Origin of the sequence: Delftia sp. WSY_22, assembly GCF_043104185.1 — a bacterium.
GTDB lineage: Bacteria > Pseudomonadota > Gammaproteobacteria > Burkholderiales > Burkholderiaceae_C > Comamonas > Comamonas tsuruhatensis.
The window spans coordinates 1-14,067 of sequence record NZ_JBICKN010000036.1 but is presented as its reverse complement, the minus strand read 5'-3'; the positions used below and the strand labels follow the sequence as shown (position 1 = coordinate 14,067).

Here is a 14,067-nt window from a genome sequence, read left to right as displayed (position 1 = left end):
GTCCGGCCTGCGGCACACCTGGCGCAAGCGGCGCCAACGACGTGGGCGGCCGCCTGGGCACGGCCACCACGGGCGACGCCTTTGCAAGACGCCTGGGCTAAGCCCGGGGCTCAACCCCGCCTGCGCGCCGCCAGCCCCTGCACCACGGCCGCCAGCCGGTCGATTTCCTCGGTGGTGTTGTAGAAGGCCAGCGAGGGCCGCACCGTGGTCTCCACGCCGAAGCGCCTGAGGATGGGCTGGGCGCAGTGGTGGCCGGTGCGCACGGCGATGCCTTCGGCGTTGAGCGCCTCGCCCACCTCGGCCGTGGTCCAGCCCTTGAGCACGAAGGACAGCACGCTGGCCTTGTCGGCTGCCGTGCCGATCAGGCGCAGGCCGGGGATGGGCGCCAGCGCCTGCGTGCCGTACTGCAGCAGATCGTGCTCGTAGCGCGCGATGCGCTCCATGCCCAGGGCCTGCACGTAGTCGATGGCGGCGCCCAGGCCCACGGCGTCGGCAATGTTGCCGGTGCCGGCCTCGAAGGTGTTGGGCAGGGGCTGGTAGACGGTTTTCTCGAAGGTCACGTCGGCGATCATGTTGCCGCCGCCCTGCCAGGGCGGCATGTCCTCCAGCACCTCGCGCCGTCCCCATACCACGCCGATGCCCGTGGGCCCGAAGACCTTGTGGCCCGAGAACACGAAGAAGTCCGCACCGATGGCCTGCACGTCCACGGCCATGTGCGAGACCGACTGCGCGCCATCGACCAGGGCCCGGGCGCCCGCCTGGTGGGCCAGCTCCACGATCTGCTGCACGGGCACGACCGTGCCCAGCGCGTTGGAGACCTGGGTGACGGAGACGATCTTCGTGCGCGGGTTCAGCAGCCTGCGGTATTCATCGATGAGCACCTGGCCCGAGTCGTCCACCGGGATCACGCGGATCTTCGCGCCCTTGGCGGCCGCCAGCTGCTGCCAGGGCACGATGTTGGCGTGGTGCTCCAGGTGGGAGACGATGATCTCGTCGCCCTCGCCCACATGCTGCCAGCCCCAGCTCTTGGCCACCAGGTTGATGGCCTCGGTGGTGCCGCGCACGAAGATGACCTCGTTCACGTCGGGCGCGTTGATGAAGCGGCGCACGCGCTCGCGCGCGCCCTCGTAGGCGTCGGTGGCGCGCGCGGCCAGTTCATGCGCCGCGCGGTGGATGTTGGAGTTCTCGTGCTCGTAGAAATGGCGGATGCGCTCGATCACCGCGCGCGGCTTGTGCGTGGTGGCCGCGTTGTCCAGCCAGGCCAGGGGCCGGCCGTTGACGCGCTCGGACAGGATGGGAAAGTCCCGGCGCACGGCATGCACGTCGAAGGGCGCCTGCACGCCGGCCGCTCCATGCCTTGCCCCGTGCGAAGCCTGCTGGCGCTGCAGCGGATGGGCCGGCGTGGTGTAGCCGGCGGGCAGTACCACGGGATCGACAAAGTAAAAGCGCGGCTCGGCCGAAGGCACGGTGGACGCAATGCCAGGCCCTTCTGTGGGCACGCCGATGCGCGGCACGGCGGGTGCCGCAGGTGCAGCAGGTGCCGTGAACGGGAGCGCGGCCAGCGCATCCAGCGGATCGCCCTGGCGCTGGGGCACGCCCAGCACCTGCGATCCCAGGCGCGGCTCGTAGGCGGGCAGGGCGCTCACGACATGGTCGGGCACGCCGTTGCCGGCCTGGGCATGGGGCAGCAGCGCGGGCGCGCGGTGGGCCAGCGAGGCCAGCGGCGCGGGCGAGGCCGGCAGCAGGTTGCTGCCCGGCGCCAGGCCCTGCGGGATGGGCGTGCCCGGCACGCCGGGGCCCAGGCCTGCGGGGCTGGCCAGCGGCGAGCCGGGCGGCGCCACGTTCACGGGGGCCTGCACGCCAGCAGGCAGGCCGGGAAGACCCGGAAGACCCGGCAGGGCAGGAGCCGATCCCGGTGCGGCGGAGAACAGGGCGTTGGCCATGCGCGCCAGCGCCTCGGGGTCGAAGGGCGCCTGGGGCGCCACGGAGGTGATTGCAGACACGGTCAACGCCCGGCCTCTTTACTTGTAGGTGTCGGGATAGTCGTGGTACTTGCCGATCTCGACATCGTCGAGCACGGCCAGCGCGTCGGGCGTGAGCACGGCCAGCGAGCAGTACAGCGAGATCAGGTAGGACGCGATGGCATGGTTGTTGATGCCCATGAAGCGCACCGACAGGCCCGGGCTTTGCTCGCCCGGCAGGCCGGGCTGGTACAGGCCGACCACGCCCTGGCGCTTGTCGCCCACGCGCAGCAGCAGGATCTTGCTCTTGCCATCGGCCACGGGCACCTTGTCCGAGGGGATCAGCGGAATGCCGCGCCAGGTGATGAACTGCGAGCCGAACAGGCTGACCGTGGGCGGCGGCGTGCCGCGGCGCGTGGCCTCGCGGCCGAAGGCGGCAATCGCCAGCGGGTGGGTCAGGAAGAAGGCGGGCTCCTTCCAGACCTTGGTCAGCAGCTCGTCCAGGTCGTCGGGCGTGGGCGCGCCGGTCAGCGGGAAGATGCGCTGCTCGTCCGTGACCTGGGCCAGCAGGCCGTAGTCGGGGTTGTTGATCAGCTCGCTTTCCTGGTTCTCCTTGATGGTCTCGATGGTCAGGCGCAGCTGTTCCTTGATCTGGTCATGCGGGCTGCTGTAGAGGTCGGAGATGCGCGTGTGCACATCCAGGATGGTGGAGACGGCGTTGAGGAAGTACTCGCGCGGCTGCTCCTCGTAGTCCACATAGGTGCGCGGCAGCTGGTTGTCTTCCTGCTTGGCCGTGCAGGTGACCTTGATGGCCTCCGGGTTCTTGACGCGGTTGAGGCGGTAGATGCCCGCCTCCACCGGCGACCATTGCAGCAGGTGCGTCAGCCAGCGCGGGCTGATGGTCGAAAGCTGGGGAACGGTTTTGGTTGCGTTGGCCAGTTGCCGCGCGGCGTTGTCGCCTAGCGCGGTCGTGCCGCCCACTGTTGCCAACATGTGCAGACTCCGTGATCAGTTCAGGAAAAAGGGAAGGGGAAGGAGGGAAACAGGGCCAGTGTCCCGGCCCGCGCACATGTCTTCAACATGCTATAGCCGCCAAGCGCAGGCCGCGCACCAGCTGGTCGTGGGCCACGGTCTCGCCGCGCATGACCAGGGCCGAGGGCTGCACGCCCAGCGAGACGGCCAGCTTCTCCACGGTCAGCAGCGAGGCGATGACGCGGCCGCGCTCTATCTCTCCCACGTAGGAGCGGTTCAGGTCCGAGTGCTCGGCCAGCCGCTCCTGCGACCAGCCATGGGCCTCGCGCGCCTGGCGCACGGCAATGCCGAAGCTGGTGACAAGACGGGTGCTCATAGGGCCACCTCCCGGGGCTGCTGCGCGTGCTCGCGCGCATGGGCCTGGGTGACGTGGGCGCCGGGCGGCACGTCCTCGGTCACCCAGACATTGCCGCCGATGACGGCGCCGCGCCCCAGCGTGACGCGGCCCAGGATGGTGGCGCCCGCGTAGATGACCACGTCGTCCTCCACCACCGGATGGCGTGCCAGGCCCTTGCGCAGGTGGCCGTGCTCGTCGGTGGGAAAGCGCTTGGCGCCCAGGGTGACGGCCTGGTACAGCCGCACGCGCTCGCCGATCACGGCGGTCTCGCCGATCACCACGCCCGTGCCGTGGTCCATGAAAAAGCCCCGCCCGATCTTCGCGCCCGGGTGGATGTCGATGCCCGTCTGCGCATGCGACAGCTCGGCCACGATGCGCGCCAGCAGCGGCTGCTCCAGCAGGTACAGCTGGTGGGCCAGGCGGTGGTGGATCATGGCCAGCACGCCCGGATAGCACAGCAGCACCTCGTCCACGCTGCGCGCGGCGGGATCGCCCTGGAAGGCGGCCAGCACGTCGCTGTCGAGCAGGCGGCGGATCTGGGGCAGGGACTCGGCAAAGGCGCGGGCGATGTCCAGCGCCATGGCATCGGCGCCCGCTGCCGTGTGGGGCGCGGACAGCCGCAGCTCCAGCCGTATCTGGCCCAGCAGCGAATGCAGGGCCGAGTCCAGCTGGTGCGCCACGAAGATGTCCTCGCTTTCCTGGCGCAGGTCGTGCGGGCCCAGGCGCATGGGAAACAGGGCTGCCTTGAGCTGGTCGATGAGGGTGGAAAGCGCGTCGCGCGAGGGAAACTCGCGCGCCCCGGGCTCCTGGGTGCGGCCGTGGGCCTCGCGCCATTCGCGGCGCGCCGCATGCAGGTTCTGGGTGAGTCCGGCAATGTCGAAACTGGCCATCTGCGTGCTCCTTCAGTCTTGAATCCAGGGCAGGCCGTGGAAGCGCCAGCCGTCGCTTTTGCCGCGCTGCTGGCGCGCGTCGATCTCGCCCTCGAAGCCTTCGAGCACGTTGAACACATGGGCGAACCCGGCCTGGGCCGCCACCTGGGCCGCCAGCACCGAGCGCTTGCCGCTGCGGCACAGCAGCAGGGCCACGGCCTCCTTGCCGCCGTGCGGGGCCAGGCGCGCTTCCAGCTCGCGGGCAAAGCGCGGGTTGCGCGTCAGCGCCGTGCCCGTGGCCCAGGGCACGTGCAGGGTGCCGGGCACCTGGCCGACGAACTTGCGTTCCTCGGCCGTGCGCACATCGACCAGCACGGCCTGGCCGGCCTGCACCAGCGCCCAGGCCACGGGCGGGCGCACGCCGCCTGCGTGGCCCAGCCCCTGTGCGCGGGCGTGGTCCTGTGCCTCCTGCAGCGCCCGGGGCAAGGCGGTTTCCAAAGTGAGGGCTGTCATGTCGTCGTCCTTGCGGAGAGTTCGCGGGTTGGTGGCTATGGGCACCAATCTAAGAACTTCGCGGCAAGCCACCAACGAACAAGAGCGGCGTTTGATAGAAGCAAAACGTCTATGAAGGCGCCGCGCGGCGCCATGCCCGGTTCGGGCGATCAGGCCGTCAGCACCCGCTGCAGCATCCACAGGTTCAGCGACACCACCAGGGCCGCGCAGCACCACAGCACTGCCGACATCCTTGGGCCAAAGGCCAGCTCCCCCAGCGTCTTGCGCCGCGTGGTGAACAGCAGCAGCGGCACGATGGCAAACGGCAATTGCAGGCTCAGCACCACCTGGCTGAACACCAGCAGGGCGCTGGCGCCGGTGCTGCCGAACCAGGCGGTGGCCACCACGGCGGGCACGATGGCGATGCAGCGCGTCAGCAGGGCGCGCAGCGCGGGCGACAGGCGGATCTGCAAGAAGCCTTCCATCACGATCTGCCCGGCCAGCGTGCCCGTGACCGAAGAACTCAGCCCCGAGGCCAGCAGCGCCACGCCGAACACCGCGCTGGCGATGCCCACGCCCAGCAGCGGCGACAGCAGGTGGTAGGCGTCCGACAGCTCGGTCACCGGCGCCTGGCCGGGCCGGTTGAACGCGCCGGCCGCCACCACCAGGATGGCGGCGTTCACGAACAGCGCCAGCCCCAGCGCCACCGTGGAGTCCAGCGTGGCCAGGCGGATGGCCTGGCGCGTGCCCTGGGGCGTGGTGTCATGCCGGCGTGTCTGCACGATGGACGAATGCAGGTACAGGTTGTGCGGCATCACCGTGGCCCCCACGATGCCCACGGCCAGGTACAGCATCTGCGGATTGGCCACGATCTCCATGCCCGGCAGCAGGCCGCGCAGCACGGCCGCCACGGGCGGCTGCAGCCACACCAGCTGGGCGGCAAAGCACAGGCCGATCAATGCCACCAGGGCGATCACCACCGATTCCAGGCAGCGAAAGCCCCGGCTTTGCAGCGCCAGGATCAGCATCACATCCACCACCGTGATGCACACGCCGGCCAGCAGCGGCAGGCCGAACAGCAGGTTCAGGCCGATGGCCATGCCCAGCACCTCGGCCAGGTTGCAGGCCACGATGGCGATCTCGCAGAAGAACCACAGCACCAGGTTGATGCGCGGTGAAAACTGCGCGCGGCAGGCCTGGGCCAAGTCCCGCCCGCTGGCCAGGCCCAGGCGCACGGCCGCCGCCTGGAACAGCATGGCCATCAGGTTGGAGGCAAAGATCACCGCCAGCAGCGAGTAGCCGAACTGCGAGCCGCCCGCGATGGAGGTGGCCCAGTTGCCCGGGTCCATGTAGCCCACGGCCACCATGTAGCCGGGCCCGGCAAACGCCAGCACGCGGCGCGCGTTGTCCGAGCGGCTGTCGCCGCGCGGCACGGCGATGCTGCGATGCACCTGCGGCAGGCTGGGCGTGCCCGCGTGGCCGTGGTCCGGTTCGATGGCGCCGAAGCGGCCCTGTTCAGCCGCAAGCACGGTGTCGTTCATGGGGGCCTTTCCGCCGGCGGGGGCACGCGGTTGCAGGGGGGATGCCTATCGGGCCGTCGGCACCAGGCTGCTGGCGGGTGCCATGGCTGCGGCGGCGGGTGCGGCATCAGTGCCTGCGCCGCGCCACAGCGCCACGAGATCTGCGGTCACGATGACCGCGCCGGCCAGCAGAATCAGGCTGCCCACGCAGCGGCGCGCCACGGTGGCAGGTTTCAGGCGCCGTGGCGTGCTGGCCGGCGTGCGGGGGGCGGATGAAGGCAGAAGGGACATCATGGCAACTCCTTGGCAGGGGAACGCTTGTCTCGGGCCAGCCCCGGGGAAGCCCGCCTGCCCCGGCCGGTGCGGGGCAGGCGGGCGGTCCGCGTCAGGCGTAGGCGCTGCTCATCACCAGCGAGCCGTTCACGCCGGACGGGAAGAACCCGCCCTTGGTCGCCGTGTCCTTGGTCAGGTACACGATGTTCAGCACGTCGCCCGGCGAGCGGCTGTAGGCGATGCCGTTGGCATCCAGCGGCACGATGTTGGACGTGGTGGCATCCCCCGTGATGCCCTGGTCCACGTCGGTGGAGCCGTCCAGGCTGTCGCGCGCATCCGAGATGGCGCCGGCCGCCGTGCGCAGCGCGGGCGTGGCCAGTCCCTTGGCGTACAGCACCGTGCGCACCAGGCCTGCGTGGTAGGCCTCGGCGGCCAGGATGCCGGCGGCTGCCTCCAGATAGGTCTTGTTGGTGATCAGCGGCGATGCGCCCTTGTAGGCGGTGACGCCCACGTCCTCGAAGATGAAGGCCCCCAGCAGGAAGTTCTCGTCACTCGCATAGGGATCGAAGGCCGTGCCCGCGCCCACCAGCCCGGCCGCTCGCGCCGCCACCGAGAAGGCGCCGTTCGGGTCGGTTCCGCCAATGTCGATCTGCGGCTGCGCCACCGCGGCCGAGCCCAGCGCCGCGCGCAGGAAGGCCACGTGGGCGATCTCGTCCTGGGCGATCTCCTTGGCGTACTGCGCCACCACGGGGTCCTTGAAGGCCACGGCACGGCCGCCCGTGATGGCGCCCTGCGTGCCCACGCCCGACTGCAGGTTGGCGGGCAGGCCGGTGCCGAACACCGCGTAGTGATAGAACTGCGACTCCAGATACTCCAGGTTGAGGGCGAAGTTCAGGATCTCCGCATCCGTGGGCCCGTTGGCCTGCGCATTCGCATCGCCCCCGCCACCGCCGCAGGCGGACAGGATCACCCCGCCCGCCATGCCCACGGCCACGCCGCTGGTCTTGCGGAAGAACTGGCGCCTGTCCTCCAGCTTCTTGGCACGTTTTTGCAAAACCCCGATCAACACTGATTCGTCAGACATGATGGTTCCTCTCGGTTCGCGGCAGGCGCGAACGGTCAACGTGAAGAATGCGCCTCCGGCCGAAAGCACACGGGTGTGGCGAAAGCGCGTTCCACTGAAGAGGTGGCCACCTGCTCCAGGGGAATGGGATGCGTCCCCGCTATCCGGCAGTACGCAGGCCGCGCAGGTCTGGATGTGCCGCAATTGAAAGTGGTTGTAACTTTTTGTGTTTGACGTCGATCGCCGTTTTTTTTGAATCCAGACCCCGCTGCGCTGCGTATCCAGATCAGCCGGAATCGTTCGGCTTGTCATCAACCCGCTAGGAGCATTCCATGATCTCGATTCAAAACACCCGCAAGCTGGCCTCGTTCGGCCTGGCCATCGTGATGTCGGCTGCCTCCGTGGCTGCCATGGCCGATGTGATGGTGGGCGGCGCACCCATGCTGCCGTCCAAGGACATCATCGACAACGCCGTCAACTCCAAGGACCACACCACCCTGGTCGCAGCCGTCAAGGCGGCGGGCCTGGTCGATACGCTCAAGGGCCCGGGTCCGTTCACCGTTTTCGCGCCCACCAATGCCGCCTTCGAGGCCCTGCCCGCAGGCACGGTGGACACCCTGCTCAAGCCCGAGAACAAGGGCACGCTGACCACGGTGCTGACCTACCACGTGGTGTCCGGCAAGTGGGATGCAGCGGCGCTGTCCAAGATGATCAAGGACGGCAAGGGCATGGCCAGCATCAAGACCGTCAGCGGCGGCACGCTGGTGGCCAAGTCCAGCGGCTCCAAGATCATGCTGACCGATGAAAAGGGCGGCATGGCCACGGTGACGATTCCCGACGTCTACCAGTCCAACGGCGTGATCCACGTGATCGACAAGGTGCTGCTGCCCAAGTGAGCGGCACGGGCAGCGAGCGGGCCGGCCACTGACCGCCGTGGTCAGTGGCCGGAGCCTTGCGCCTTCGCCATGCGCCTTGCGGGCGCAACGCCGCAAGCCGCTGCCGGCGTCCCGGCCTGCGCGGCCAGCTTGGACAGCCGCCAGCGCGTCAGGTCGTCCGCGCCGGGGCCGGCCTCCACGCGCAGCTCGGAAAAAGGCACGCTGCGGCCCGATTCCTCCTCCACCAGCGCCAGCCGCAGGGGCGTGCCCGACTGCGCACGCACAAAGCGCATGGGCGGCTGCGCTTCTTGCTGCAGGCGCCACCGGTCGCCGACCTGGGCCAGCGCCTGGATCACCAGGGACAGGTCGCGGCCCTTGGGTGTGAGCAGGTACTCGTAGCGGTCCGGGCCGCTTTGGTAGAGGCGGCGCTCTACCAGGCCGGACTGCTCCAGCTGGCGCAGGCGGTCGGTCAGCGTGGCGTTGGTGATGTCCGTGGACTTTCTCAGGTCGTCATAGCGGCTCAGGCCCAGCATCAGGTCGCGCAGCACCAGCATGGCCCAGCGGTCGCCTACGGCCTCCAGCGTGGTGGCGATCGAGCAGGCCATGCCCTCGAAGCTCTTGGATCGCATGGAATTCCTCGTTGTCTGTTCGCGTTGTCGCAGGCCTGGAGTGTCTCAGCAAAACGCAAGCCCGGCCCGCAAAGGTGGATTGCGTGCTTGTAGCTCTAATGATTGAAGTTTATAGTTGAAGCCACTTTCAACCACCGCTTGACCCAAGCAAGGACTTCTCCCATGAGCACGCATCAAGGCACCGCCGTCGTCACTGGCGCCTCCTCCGGCATCGGCGCCGTCTATGCCGATCGCCTGGCCGCACGCGGACATGACCTGATCCTGGTCGCGCGCCGCCTGGACCGGCTGCAGGCGCTGGCACAGCGCCTGCGCGACGACCATGGCCGCCAGGTCGAGGTGGTGGCGGCCGACCTGGCCGACGCCGCCGGCCTGCAGCGCGTGGAGGCCCTGTTCGATGGGCAGCGCGACATAGCCATGCTGGTCAACTGCGCCGGCCTGGGCGCCCTGGGTCCGGCGGCCCAGGTGGATGCGCGCGAAGTTGACCGCCTGGTCATGGTCAACATCCATGCGCTGACGCGGCTGTCGCTGGCGGCAGCGCGGCTGTTCGCCACGCGCGGCCGGGGCACGCTGATCAACATCGGCTCCATCCTGGCCCTGATGCCCTTGCCGGGCGCCTCCAGCTACAGCGCCTCCAAGGCCTATGTGCTGAGCTTCACGCGCTCGCTGCAGGCCGAGCTGGCACCCAGCGGCGTCACCGTGCAGGCCGTGATGCCCAGCCTGGTGCGCTCGGAGTTCTTCGGGGGCAAGCCTTCTCCTTTTCCCGAGCACCTGTTCATGTCGCCCGAGACCCTGGTGGACACGGCCCTGGCGGCGCTGGACCAGGGCGAGGCCATCTGCTTTCCCACGCTGGGCAGCACGACCGCCTGGCTGGACTTTGACCAATCGCGCGCCGATCTCGTCAAGGTGCTGACGCTCAGCGGCGTGCCGGCGGCGCGCTACCAGGCTGCGGATGCAGGCCAGCCGGCCTGACGGCCGCGCTGCGTCGCCACCCCGGATTCCCGTACTCCTCTTTTTGCCCCCGGAGAAAACCATGCCCCTGTGGAAGATCTACCACCCCGAAAACGCCTTCAGCGATGAAGACAAACAGGCCATCGCCCAGCGCATCACGGCCGTCTACGGCGACCTGCCGCGCTTTTACGTGGGCGTGGTGTTCGAGGCCGTGGCGCGCACTTCGTTCTTCATCGGCGGAGAGCCTGCCGACGATTTCGTGCGCATCTCCGTGGACCACATCGCGCGGCAGATCCGCGACGAGGAGACCAAGACACGGTTCCTCGAAGGCGTGCGGCGGCAGCTGTCCCCCTTCATCGCCGACCGTGGCCTGCGCTGGGAGATGCATGTGGACGAGACGCCCTTCAGCCTGTGGAGCATCCAGGGCCTGCGCCCGCCCGTGCCGGGCACGCCCGAGGGGGAGAAGTGGCGCCTGGACAATCGGCCCTCTCCCCTCTGAGGACCTGCCTGCATCTCAGCGCAGCGACAGCCCCGCCGACTGGATCGCGCGGGCGTAGCGCGGGCGCTCGCTTTGCAGGCTCTGGCCCAGGTCGGCAGGGGAGCCGCCCGCCACCTTGAAGCCCATGTGCTCCAGCTGGGCGCGCACATCGGGGGCCTGCAGCACGGTCTGCAGGTCGCGGTTGATCTTGGCGACGATGGGCGCGGGCGTGCCCGCCGGCGCGAAGTAGCCCTGCCAGCTCTCCACCGAGAAGCCGGGCACGCCGGCCTCGGCCATGGTGGGTACCTGGGGCAGGGCGTCGGAGCGGTAGGGCGTGGTCACGGCCAGGGCACGCAGCTTGCCGGCGCGCACGTACTCGGTCACGGCGGCCAGCGTGATCAGCGTGGCGTCGGTGTGGCCGCCCAGCACGTCCAGCGCGGCGGGGCCACCGCCCGGGTAGGGGATGTAGTTGACCTTGGCGCCCGTCTCCTGCGTGAGGATTTCATGCGCCACATGGGCAATGCCGCCATTGCCGGGCAGGCCCAGGCTGATGCTTTGCGGCTTGGCCTTGGCGCGGGCCAGGTAGTCGCCCAGCGTGTTCAGGCCCGTGCCGGGGTTGACCACCAGCACCTGCGGATTGACCACGGCCTTGATGATGGGCGTGAAGGCCTTTTGCGTGTCGTAGGGCAACTGGGCGAACAGCAGGCCGTTGAGCGTGAGGCCCTCGCCCTGCTGCAGCAGGGTGTAGCCGTCGGGCGCGGCCTTGGCCACCTTGGCCGCGCCGATGGTGCCGCTGGCCCCGGCCACGTTCTCCACCACCACCGACTGGCCCCACAGCGCGGCCAGCTTGTCGGCCAGCGTGCGCGTGAGCTTGTCGGCGCTGCCCCCGGGCGCCACGGGCACGATGATGCGCACCGGCTTGTTCGGAAAGCTGTCGGCCGAGGCCAGGGCCGCAGGCGCGTGCAGGGCCAGGGCGGAGAACAGGGGAAGCAGCAGTGCGCGCAGCGCAGACGGGGTGCGGATCATGGGAGTGCCGGAGTGCAGAGAGTCGATGCCCGCAGTCTGGGAGGCTCCTGGCGCGGCGTGAACTAAGCATTGCGGCTATGCATATGCGGCTGCCGCACAACGTGCGTCACGCTTGCGCCACGCATGCGCGCGCAGTGCCCAAAGCTCATATCCATATCTGCAATGCGTCGTTGGCGCCGGGGCGGGAGAGGCCTAACTTCGTGTCCTCCCGCGAACGTCCCCCCAGGCACTCCCATGACACAGACCCATCTCTCCATCGACTTCAGCGGCAGCGACGTGGCCAGCCGCCGCGCGGCCGCCATCACCGGCTTCATCGCCACGGCCCGGCGCCTGCTCCCCGATCCCGAACGGGCCACGCCCGAGCAACTGCAGGCCGTGGCCCGCGAGCTGGAGGCGCTGGGCCTGCAGCGCGAACTGTTCCCGCACGCGCACTTCCCCGTCTCGGCCAGCAACCCGGCCCAGGTCTACCGGCTCAGCGAAGACCTGGGCGGGCGCTATGCCCTGTACCTGTCCACCGGCCTGCCGGGCAAGTCCCAGCCGCCGCATGACCACACTACCTGGGCCATCATCGCGGGCGTCGAAGGCGTGGAGCGCAACGTGTTCTTCACACGCGGCAAGACCGACGACCCGCTGCGCGACACCCTGGCGGTGGGCCGCAGCGTCGATGTCGGCAGCGGAACCTCGGTAGTGCTCACGCCCACCGACGTGCACACCATCGAGCTGATCGGCGAGGAGCCCGGCCTGCACCTGCACTTCTACGGGCGCGGCCTGGAGCGCATGCCCGAGCGCGTGGTCTTCGAGAGCCTGGAGGGCGGCAGCTTCCGCACCTTCGGCCCGCCCAAGTCCATTCGCCATGCGCTGGTCACGCCCGCCGCGCTCCGGCAGGCCCTGGCCGACGGCGAGGAAATCGCCGTGCTCGACGTGCGCGAGGCCGGTGTCTTCGCGCACCGCCACATCCTGTTCGCGGCGCCGGCCCCGGCCTGGCGGCTGGAGCAGCTCATCGACCGCCTGGTGCCGCGCCGCGGCACGCGCATCGTGCTGGTGGATGGCGACGGCACGCTGGCCCATGAAGCCGCCGCCAAGCTCGTGCGCCTGGGCTGGCCCAATGTCTCCGTGCTGGAAGGCGGCACCGAGGGCTGGGCGGCCGAGGGGCTGGAAATCTTCAGCGGCACCAACGTGCCCAGCAAGGCCTTCGGCGAAGTCATCGAGCATGAAAAGCACACGCCCTGGATCACCTCGGACGAGCTGGGCGCGCGCGTGCAGCGCGGCGACAACATCGTCGTCGTCGACAGCCGCACCCCCGAGGAATTCGCGGCCTTCAGCCTGCCCTTTGCGCTCAGCGTGCCGGCGGCCGAACTGGTCTACCGCATCGGCGAAATCGCCCCGGACCCGCAAACCCTGGTCGTCGTCAACTGCGCGGGCCGCACGCGCTCCATCGTGGGCGCGCAGACCCTGATCGATGCCGGCATCCCCAACCCTGTCGTCTCGCTGCGCAACGGCACCATGGACTGGCTGCTCACCGGCCGCAGGCTGGCCCATGGCCGCCGCACCCCGCTGCCCGAGCCCGGCGCCGTCGCCCTGGCCACCGCCCGCGAGCGCGCAGCCAGCGTGGCGCAGCGCGCGGGCGTGCAATCCATTGATGCGGCCGAACTGGCCCGCTTCGAGTCCGAAGCCACCGAACGCACGCTCTACCGCTTCGACGTGCGCACCCGCGAGGAATACCAGGCCGGTCACCTGCCCGGCTGGCGCTGGGCGCCGGGCGGCCAGCTCGTGCAGGCCACCGACGAATACGCGGCCACGCGCGGCGCACGCATCGTGCTGGCCGACTGGGACGGCGTGCGCGCCCTCACCACCGGCGCCTGGCTGGCCCAGCTGGGCTGGGAAGTCTTCACCTACGTTCCGTCCGCGCTGGCCACCCTGGAAACCGGCGCCGAACCCGTGCGCGTGCTCGCCTCCCACGCGCCTGCGCCGCAGCTGTCCGTGCAGCAGGCGCAGGAACTGCTGGGCGAAGGCCGGGCCATCGTCTTCGACGTGGACAGCCGGCCCGCCTTCGAGAAGCAGCACATCGCCGGTGCGCGCTTTGCCGTGCCTGATCGTCTGCCCTCCTTCGTGCAGGCCCTGCCGCCAGCGCAGGTCGTGGTGCTGACCTCGCCGGACGGCGTGCTGGCGCGCAGCGTGGCGGCCGAACTGGCGGCGCGCACCGGGCGCGATGTGCGCTCCGTCGTTGGCGGCACTTCTGCCTGGGCTGCTGCCGGACTGCCGCTGGGGCAGGGGGATGCGGATGTGCTGACGGGGGATGATGACCAGTGGTACAGCCCTTATGCGCATCGGGATCTGGGGTTGAGGGATGCGGGGTTTCGGGCTTATCTGGATTGGGAGTTGGGGCTGGTTGAGCAGTTGGAGCGGGATGGTTCTGCTGGGATTCGGCTGCTGGCTGCTGTTTGAGTCTGGCTCGGGGTCTGCTTTTTGTCCCTGCCGGGTGGTTGTTTTTCGAGGCCGGGTTTCGGCCCGGCGGCCGACTCCCTTTCTTATCGCGCGATAAGAAAGGAAGCAAAGAAGCGCGC

At 69.5% G+C, this 14,067-nt stretch carries 14 protein-coding genes; 4 read left to right on the top strand and 10 right to left on the bottom strand.

The annotated features are described in order from the left end of the window. Positions 1–110 precede the first annotated feature (110 nt). The 8 genes from ACF8NF_RS19110 to ACF8NF_RS19075 all read right to left on the bottom strand — a co-directional run bounded on the left by ACF8NF_RS19110 (position 111) and on the right by ACF8NF_RS19075 (position 7,568). Entirely contained in the window at positions 111–2,009 is a 1,899-nt protein-coding gene (locus tag ACF8NF_RS19110) for a family 2A encapsulin nanocompartment cargo protein cysteine desulfurase (RefSeq protein ID WP_097201311.1), read from the bottom strand. Positions 2,010–2,021: 12 nt separating this feature from the next. Further along, a complete protein-coding gene (locus tag ACF8NF_RS19105; RefSeq protein WP_392451040.1) occupies positions 2,022–2,954 on the bottom strand; it encodes a family 2A encapsulin nanocompartment shell protein in 933 nt (310 codons plus the stop codon). Positions 2,955–3,036: 82 nt separating this feature from the next. Then, on the bottom strand, positions 3,037–3,309 hold the full coding sequence (locus tag ACF8NF_RS19100) for a helix-turn-helix transcriptional regulator (RefSeq protein WP_012207587.1): 273 nt from the start codon (positions 3,307–3,309) through the stop codon (positions 3,037–3,039). Beyond that, positions 3,306–4,220 carry a serine O-acetyltransferase EpsC gene (gene epsC, locus ACF8NF_RS19095; protein WP_392451039.1) on the bottom strand — a complete coding sequence of 305 codons (915 nt, stop codon included), beginning with the start codon at positions 4,218–4,220 and terminating at the stop codon, positions 3,306–3,308. The genes ACF8NF_RS19100 and epsC overlap by 4 nt, the downstream gene beginning before the upstream one ends. 12 nt (positions 4,221–4,232) lie before the next feature. Continuing rightward, positions 4,233–4,712: a rhodanese-like domain-containing protein gene (locus ACF8NF_RS19090; RefSeq protein WP_392414366.1), complete on the bottom strand. Its 480-nt coding sequence runs from the start codon at positions 4,710–4,712 to the stop codon at positions 4,233–4,235. A gap of 149 nt (positions 4,713–4,861) precedes the next feature. Continuing rightward, positions 4,862–6,232: an Nramp family divalent metal transporter gene (locus ACF8NF_RS19085; RefSeq protein WP_392451038.1), complete on the bottom strand. Its 1,371-nt coding sequence runs from the start codon at positions 6,230–6,232 to the stop codon at positions 4,862–4,864. Between the two features lie 45 nt (positions 6,233–6,277). Then, positions 6,278–6,505 carry a hypothetical protein gene (locus tag ACF8NF_RS19080; protein ID WP_061289982.1) on the bottom strand — a complete coding sequence of 76 codons (228 nt, stop codon included), beginning with the start codon at positions 6,503–6,505 and terminating at the stop codon, positions 6,278–6,280. Between the two features lie 91 nt (positions 6,506–6,596). Further along, positions 6,597–7,568 carry a ferritin-like domain-containing protein gene (locus ACF8NF_RS19075; protein ID WP_016450780.1) on the bottom strand — a complete coding sequence of 324 codons (972 nt, stop codon included), beginning with the start codon at positions 7,566–7,568 and terminating at the stop codon, positions 6,597–6,599. 311 nt (positions 7,569–7,879) lie between these two features. Between ACF8NF_RS19075 and ACF8NF_RS19070 the strand changes: the two genes are divergently transcribed. Then, positions 7,880–8,443, top strand: a complete 564-nt coding sequence (locus ACF8NF_RS19070) for a fasciclin domain-containing protein (RefSeq protein WP_061289985.1) — start codon at positions 7,880–7,882, stop codon at positions 8,441–8,443. A 41-nt stretch (positions 8,444–8,484) separates the two neighbouring features. On the opposite strand, the gene ACF8NF_RS19065 is transcribed toward ACF8NF_RS19070, so the two are convergent. After that, the gene (locus tag ACF8NF_RS19065; protein WP_016452655.1) at positions 8,485–9,051 is read right to left on the bottom strand and encodes a helix-turn-helix domain-containing protein; all 567 of its coding nucleotides are present in this window, start codon (positions 9,049–9,051) and stop codon (positions 8,485–8,487) included. Positions 9,052–9,213: 162 nt separating this feature from the next. Between ACF8NF_RS19065 and ACF8NF_RS19060 the strand changes: the two genes are divergently transcribed. Then, positions 9,214–10,020 (top strand): SDR family oxidoreductase, encoded by an 807-nt coding sequence (locus ACF8NF_RS19060; protein ID WP_203400377.1) that lies wholly within the window; start codon positions 9,214–9,216, stop codon positions 10,018–10,020. A gap of 61 nt (positions 10,021–10,081) precedes the next feature. Then, positions 10,082–10,498 carry a tautomerase family protein gene (locus ACF8NF_RS19055; RefSeq protein ID WP_013800576.1) on the top strand — a complete coding sequence of 139 codons (417 nt, stop codon included), beginning with the start codon at positions 10,082–10,084 and terminating at the stop codon, positions 10,496–10,498. A gap of 15 nt (positions 10,499–10,513) precedes the next feature. Here the strand turns inward: ACF8NF_RS19055 and ACF8NF_RS19050 are convergent, their stop codons facing one another. After that, complete coding sequence (locus tag ACF8NF_RS19050) at positions 10,514–11,503, bottom strand: tripartite tricarboxylate transporter substrate binding protein (protein WP_016450776.1); 990 nt, start codon at positions 11,501–11,503, stop codon at positions 10,514–10,516. A gap of 234 nt (positions 11,504–11,737) precedes the next feature. Here ACF8NF_RS19050 and ACF8NF_RS19045 point away from each other — a divergent pair, with 234 nt between their 5' ends. Next, positions 11,738–13,948, top strand: a complete 2,211-nt coding sequence (locus tag ACF8NF_RS19045) for a rhodanese-like domain-containing protein (protein WP_392451037.1) — start codon at positions 11,738–11,740, stop codon at positions 13,946–13,948. Positions 13,949–14,067 lie beyond the last annotated feature (119 nt).

Bases quoted from the DNA above. Each gene is read 5' to 3' on its own strand.
- ACF8NF_RS19105 (WP_392451040.1), bottom strand. From the start codon at position 2,954: ATGTTGGCAACAGTGGGCGGCACGACCGCGCTAGGCGACAACGCCGCG.
- ACF8NF_RS19100 (WP_012207587.1), bottom strand. From the start codon at position 3,309: ATGAGCACCCGTCTTGTCACCAGCTTCGGCATTGCCGTGCGCCAGGCG.
- epsC (WP_392451039.1), bottom strand. From the start codon at position 4,220: ATGGCCAGTTTCGACATTGCCGGACTCACCCAGAACCTGCATGCGGCG.
- ACF8NF_RS19090 (WP_392414366.1), bottom strand. From the start codon at position 4,712: ATGACAGCCCTCACTTTGGAAACCGCCTTGCCCCGGGCGCTGCAGGAG.
- ACF8NF_RS19085 (WP_392451038.1), bottom strand. From the start codon at position 6,232: ATGAACGACACCGTGCTTGCGGCTGAACAGGGCCGCTTCGGCGCCATC.
- ACF8NF_RS19080 (WP_061289982.1), bottom strand. From the start codon at position 6,505: ATGATGTCCCTTCTGCCTTCATCCGCCCCCCGCACGCCGGCCAGCACG.
- ACF8NF_RS19075 (WP_016450780.1), bottom strand. From the start codon at position 7,568: ATGTCTGACGAATCAGTGTTGATCGGGGTTTTGCAAAAACGTGCCAAG.
- ACF8NF_RS19070 (WP_061289985.1), top strand. From the start codon at position 7,880: ATGATCTCGATTCAAAACACCCGCAAGCTGGCCTCGTTCGGCCTGGCC.
- ACF8NF_RS19065 (WP_016452655.1), bottom strand. From the start codon at position 9,051: ATGCGATCCAAGAGCTTCGAGGGCATGGCCTGCTCGATCGCCACCACG.
- ACF8NF_RS19060 (WP_203400377.1), top strand. From the start codon at position 9,214: ATGAGCACGCATCAAGGCACCGCCGTCGTCACTGGCGCCTCCTCCGGC.
- ACF8NF_RS19055 (WP_013800576.1), top strand. From the start codon at position 10,082: ATGCCCCTGTGGAAGATCTACCACCCCGAAAACGCCTTCAGCGATGAA.
- ACF8NF_RS19050 (WP_016450776.1), bottom strand. From the start codon at position 11,503: ATGATCCGCACCCCGTCTGCGCTGCGCGCACTGCTGCTTCCCCTGTTC.
- ACF8NF_RS19045 (WP_392451037.1), top strand. From the start codon at position 11,738: ATGACACAGACCCATCTCTCCATCGACTTCAGCGGCAGCGACGTGGCC.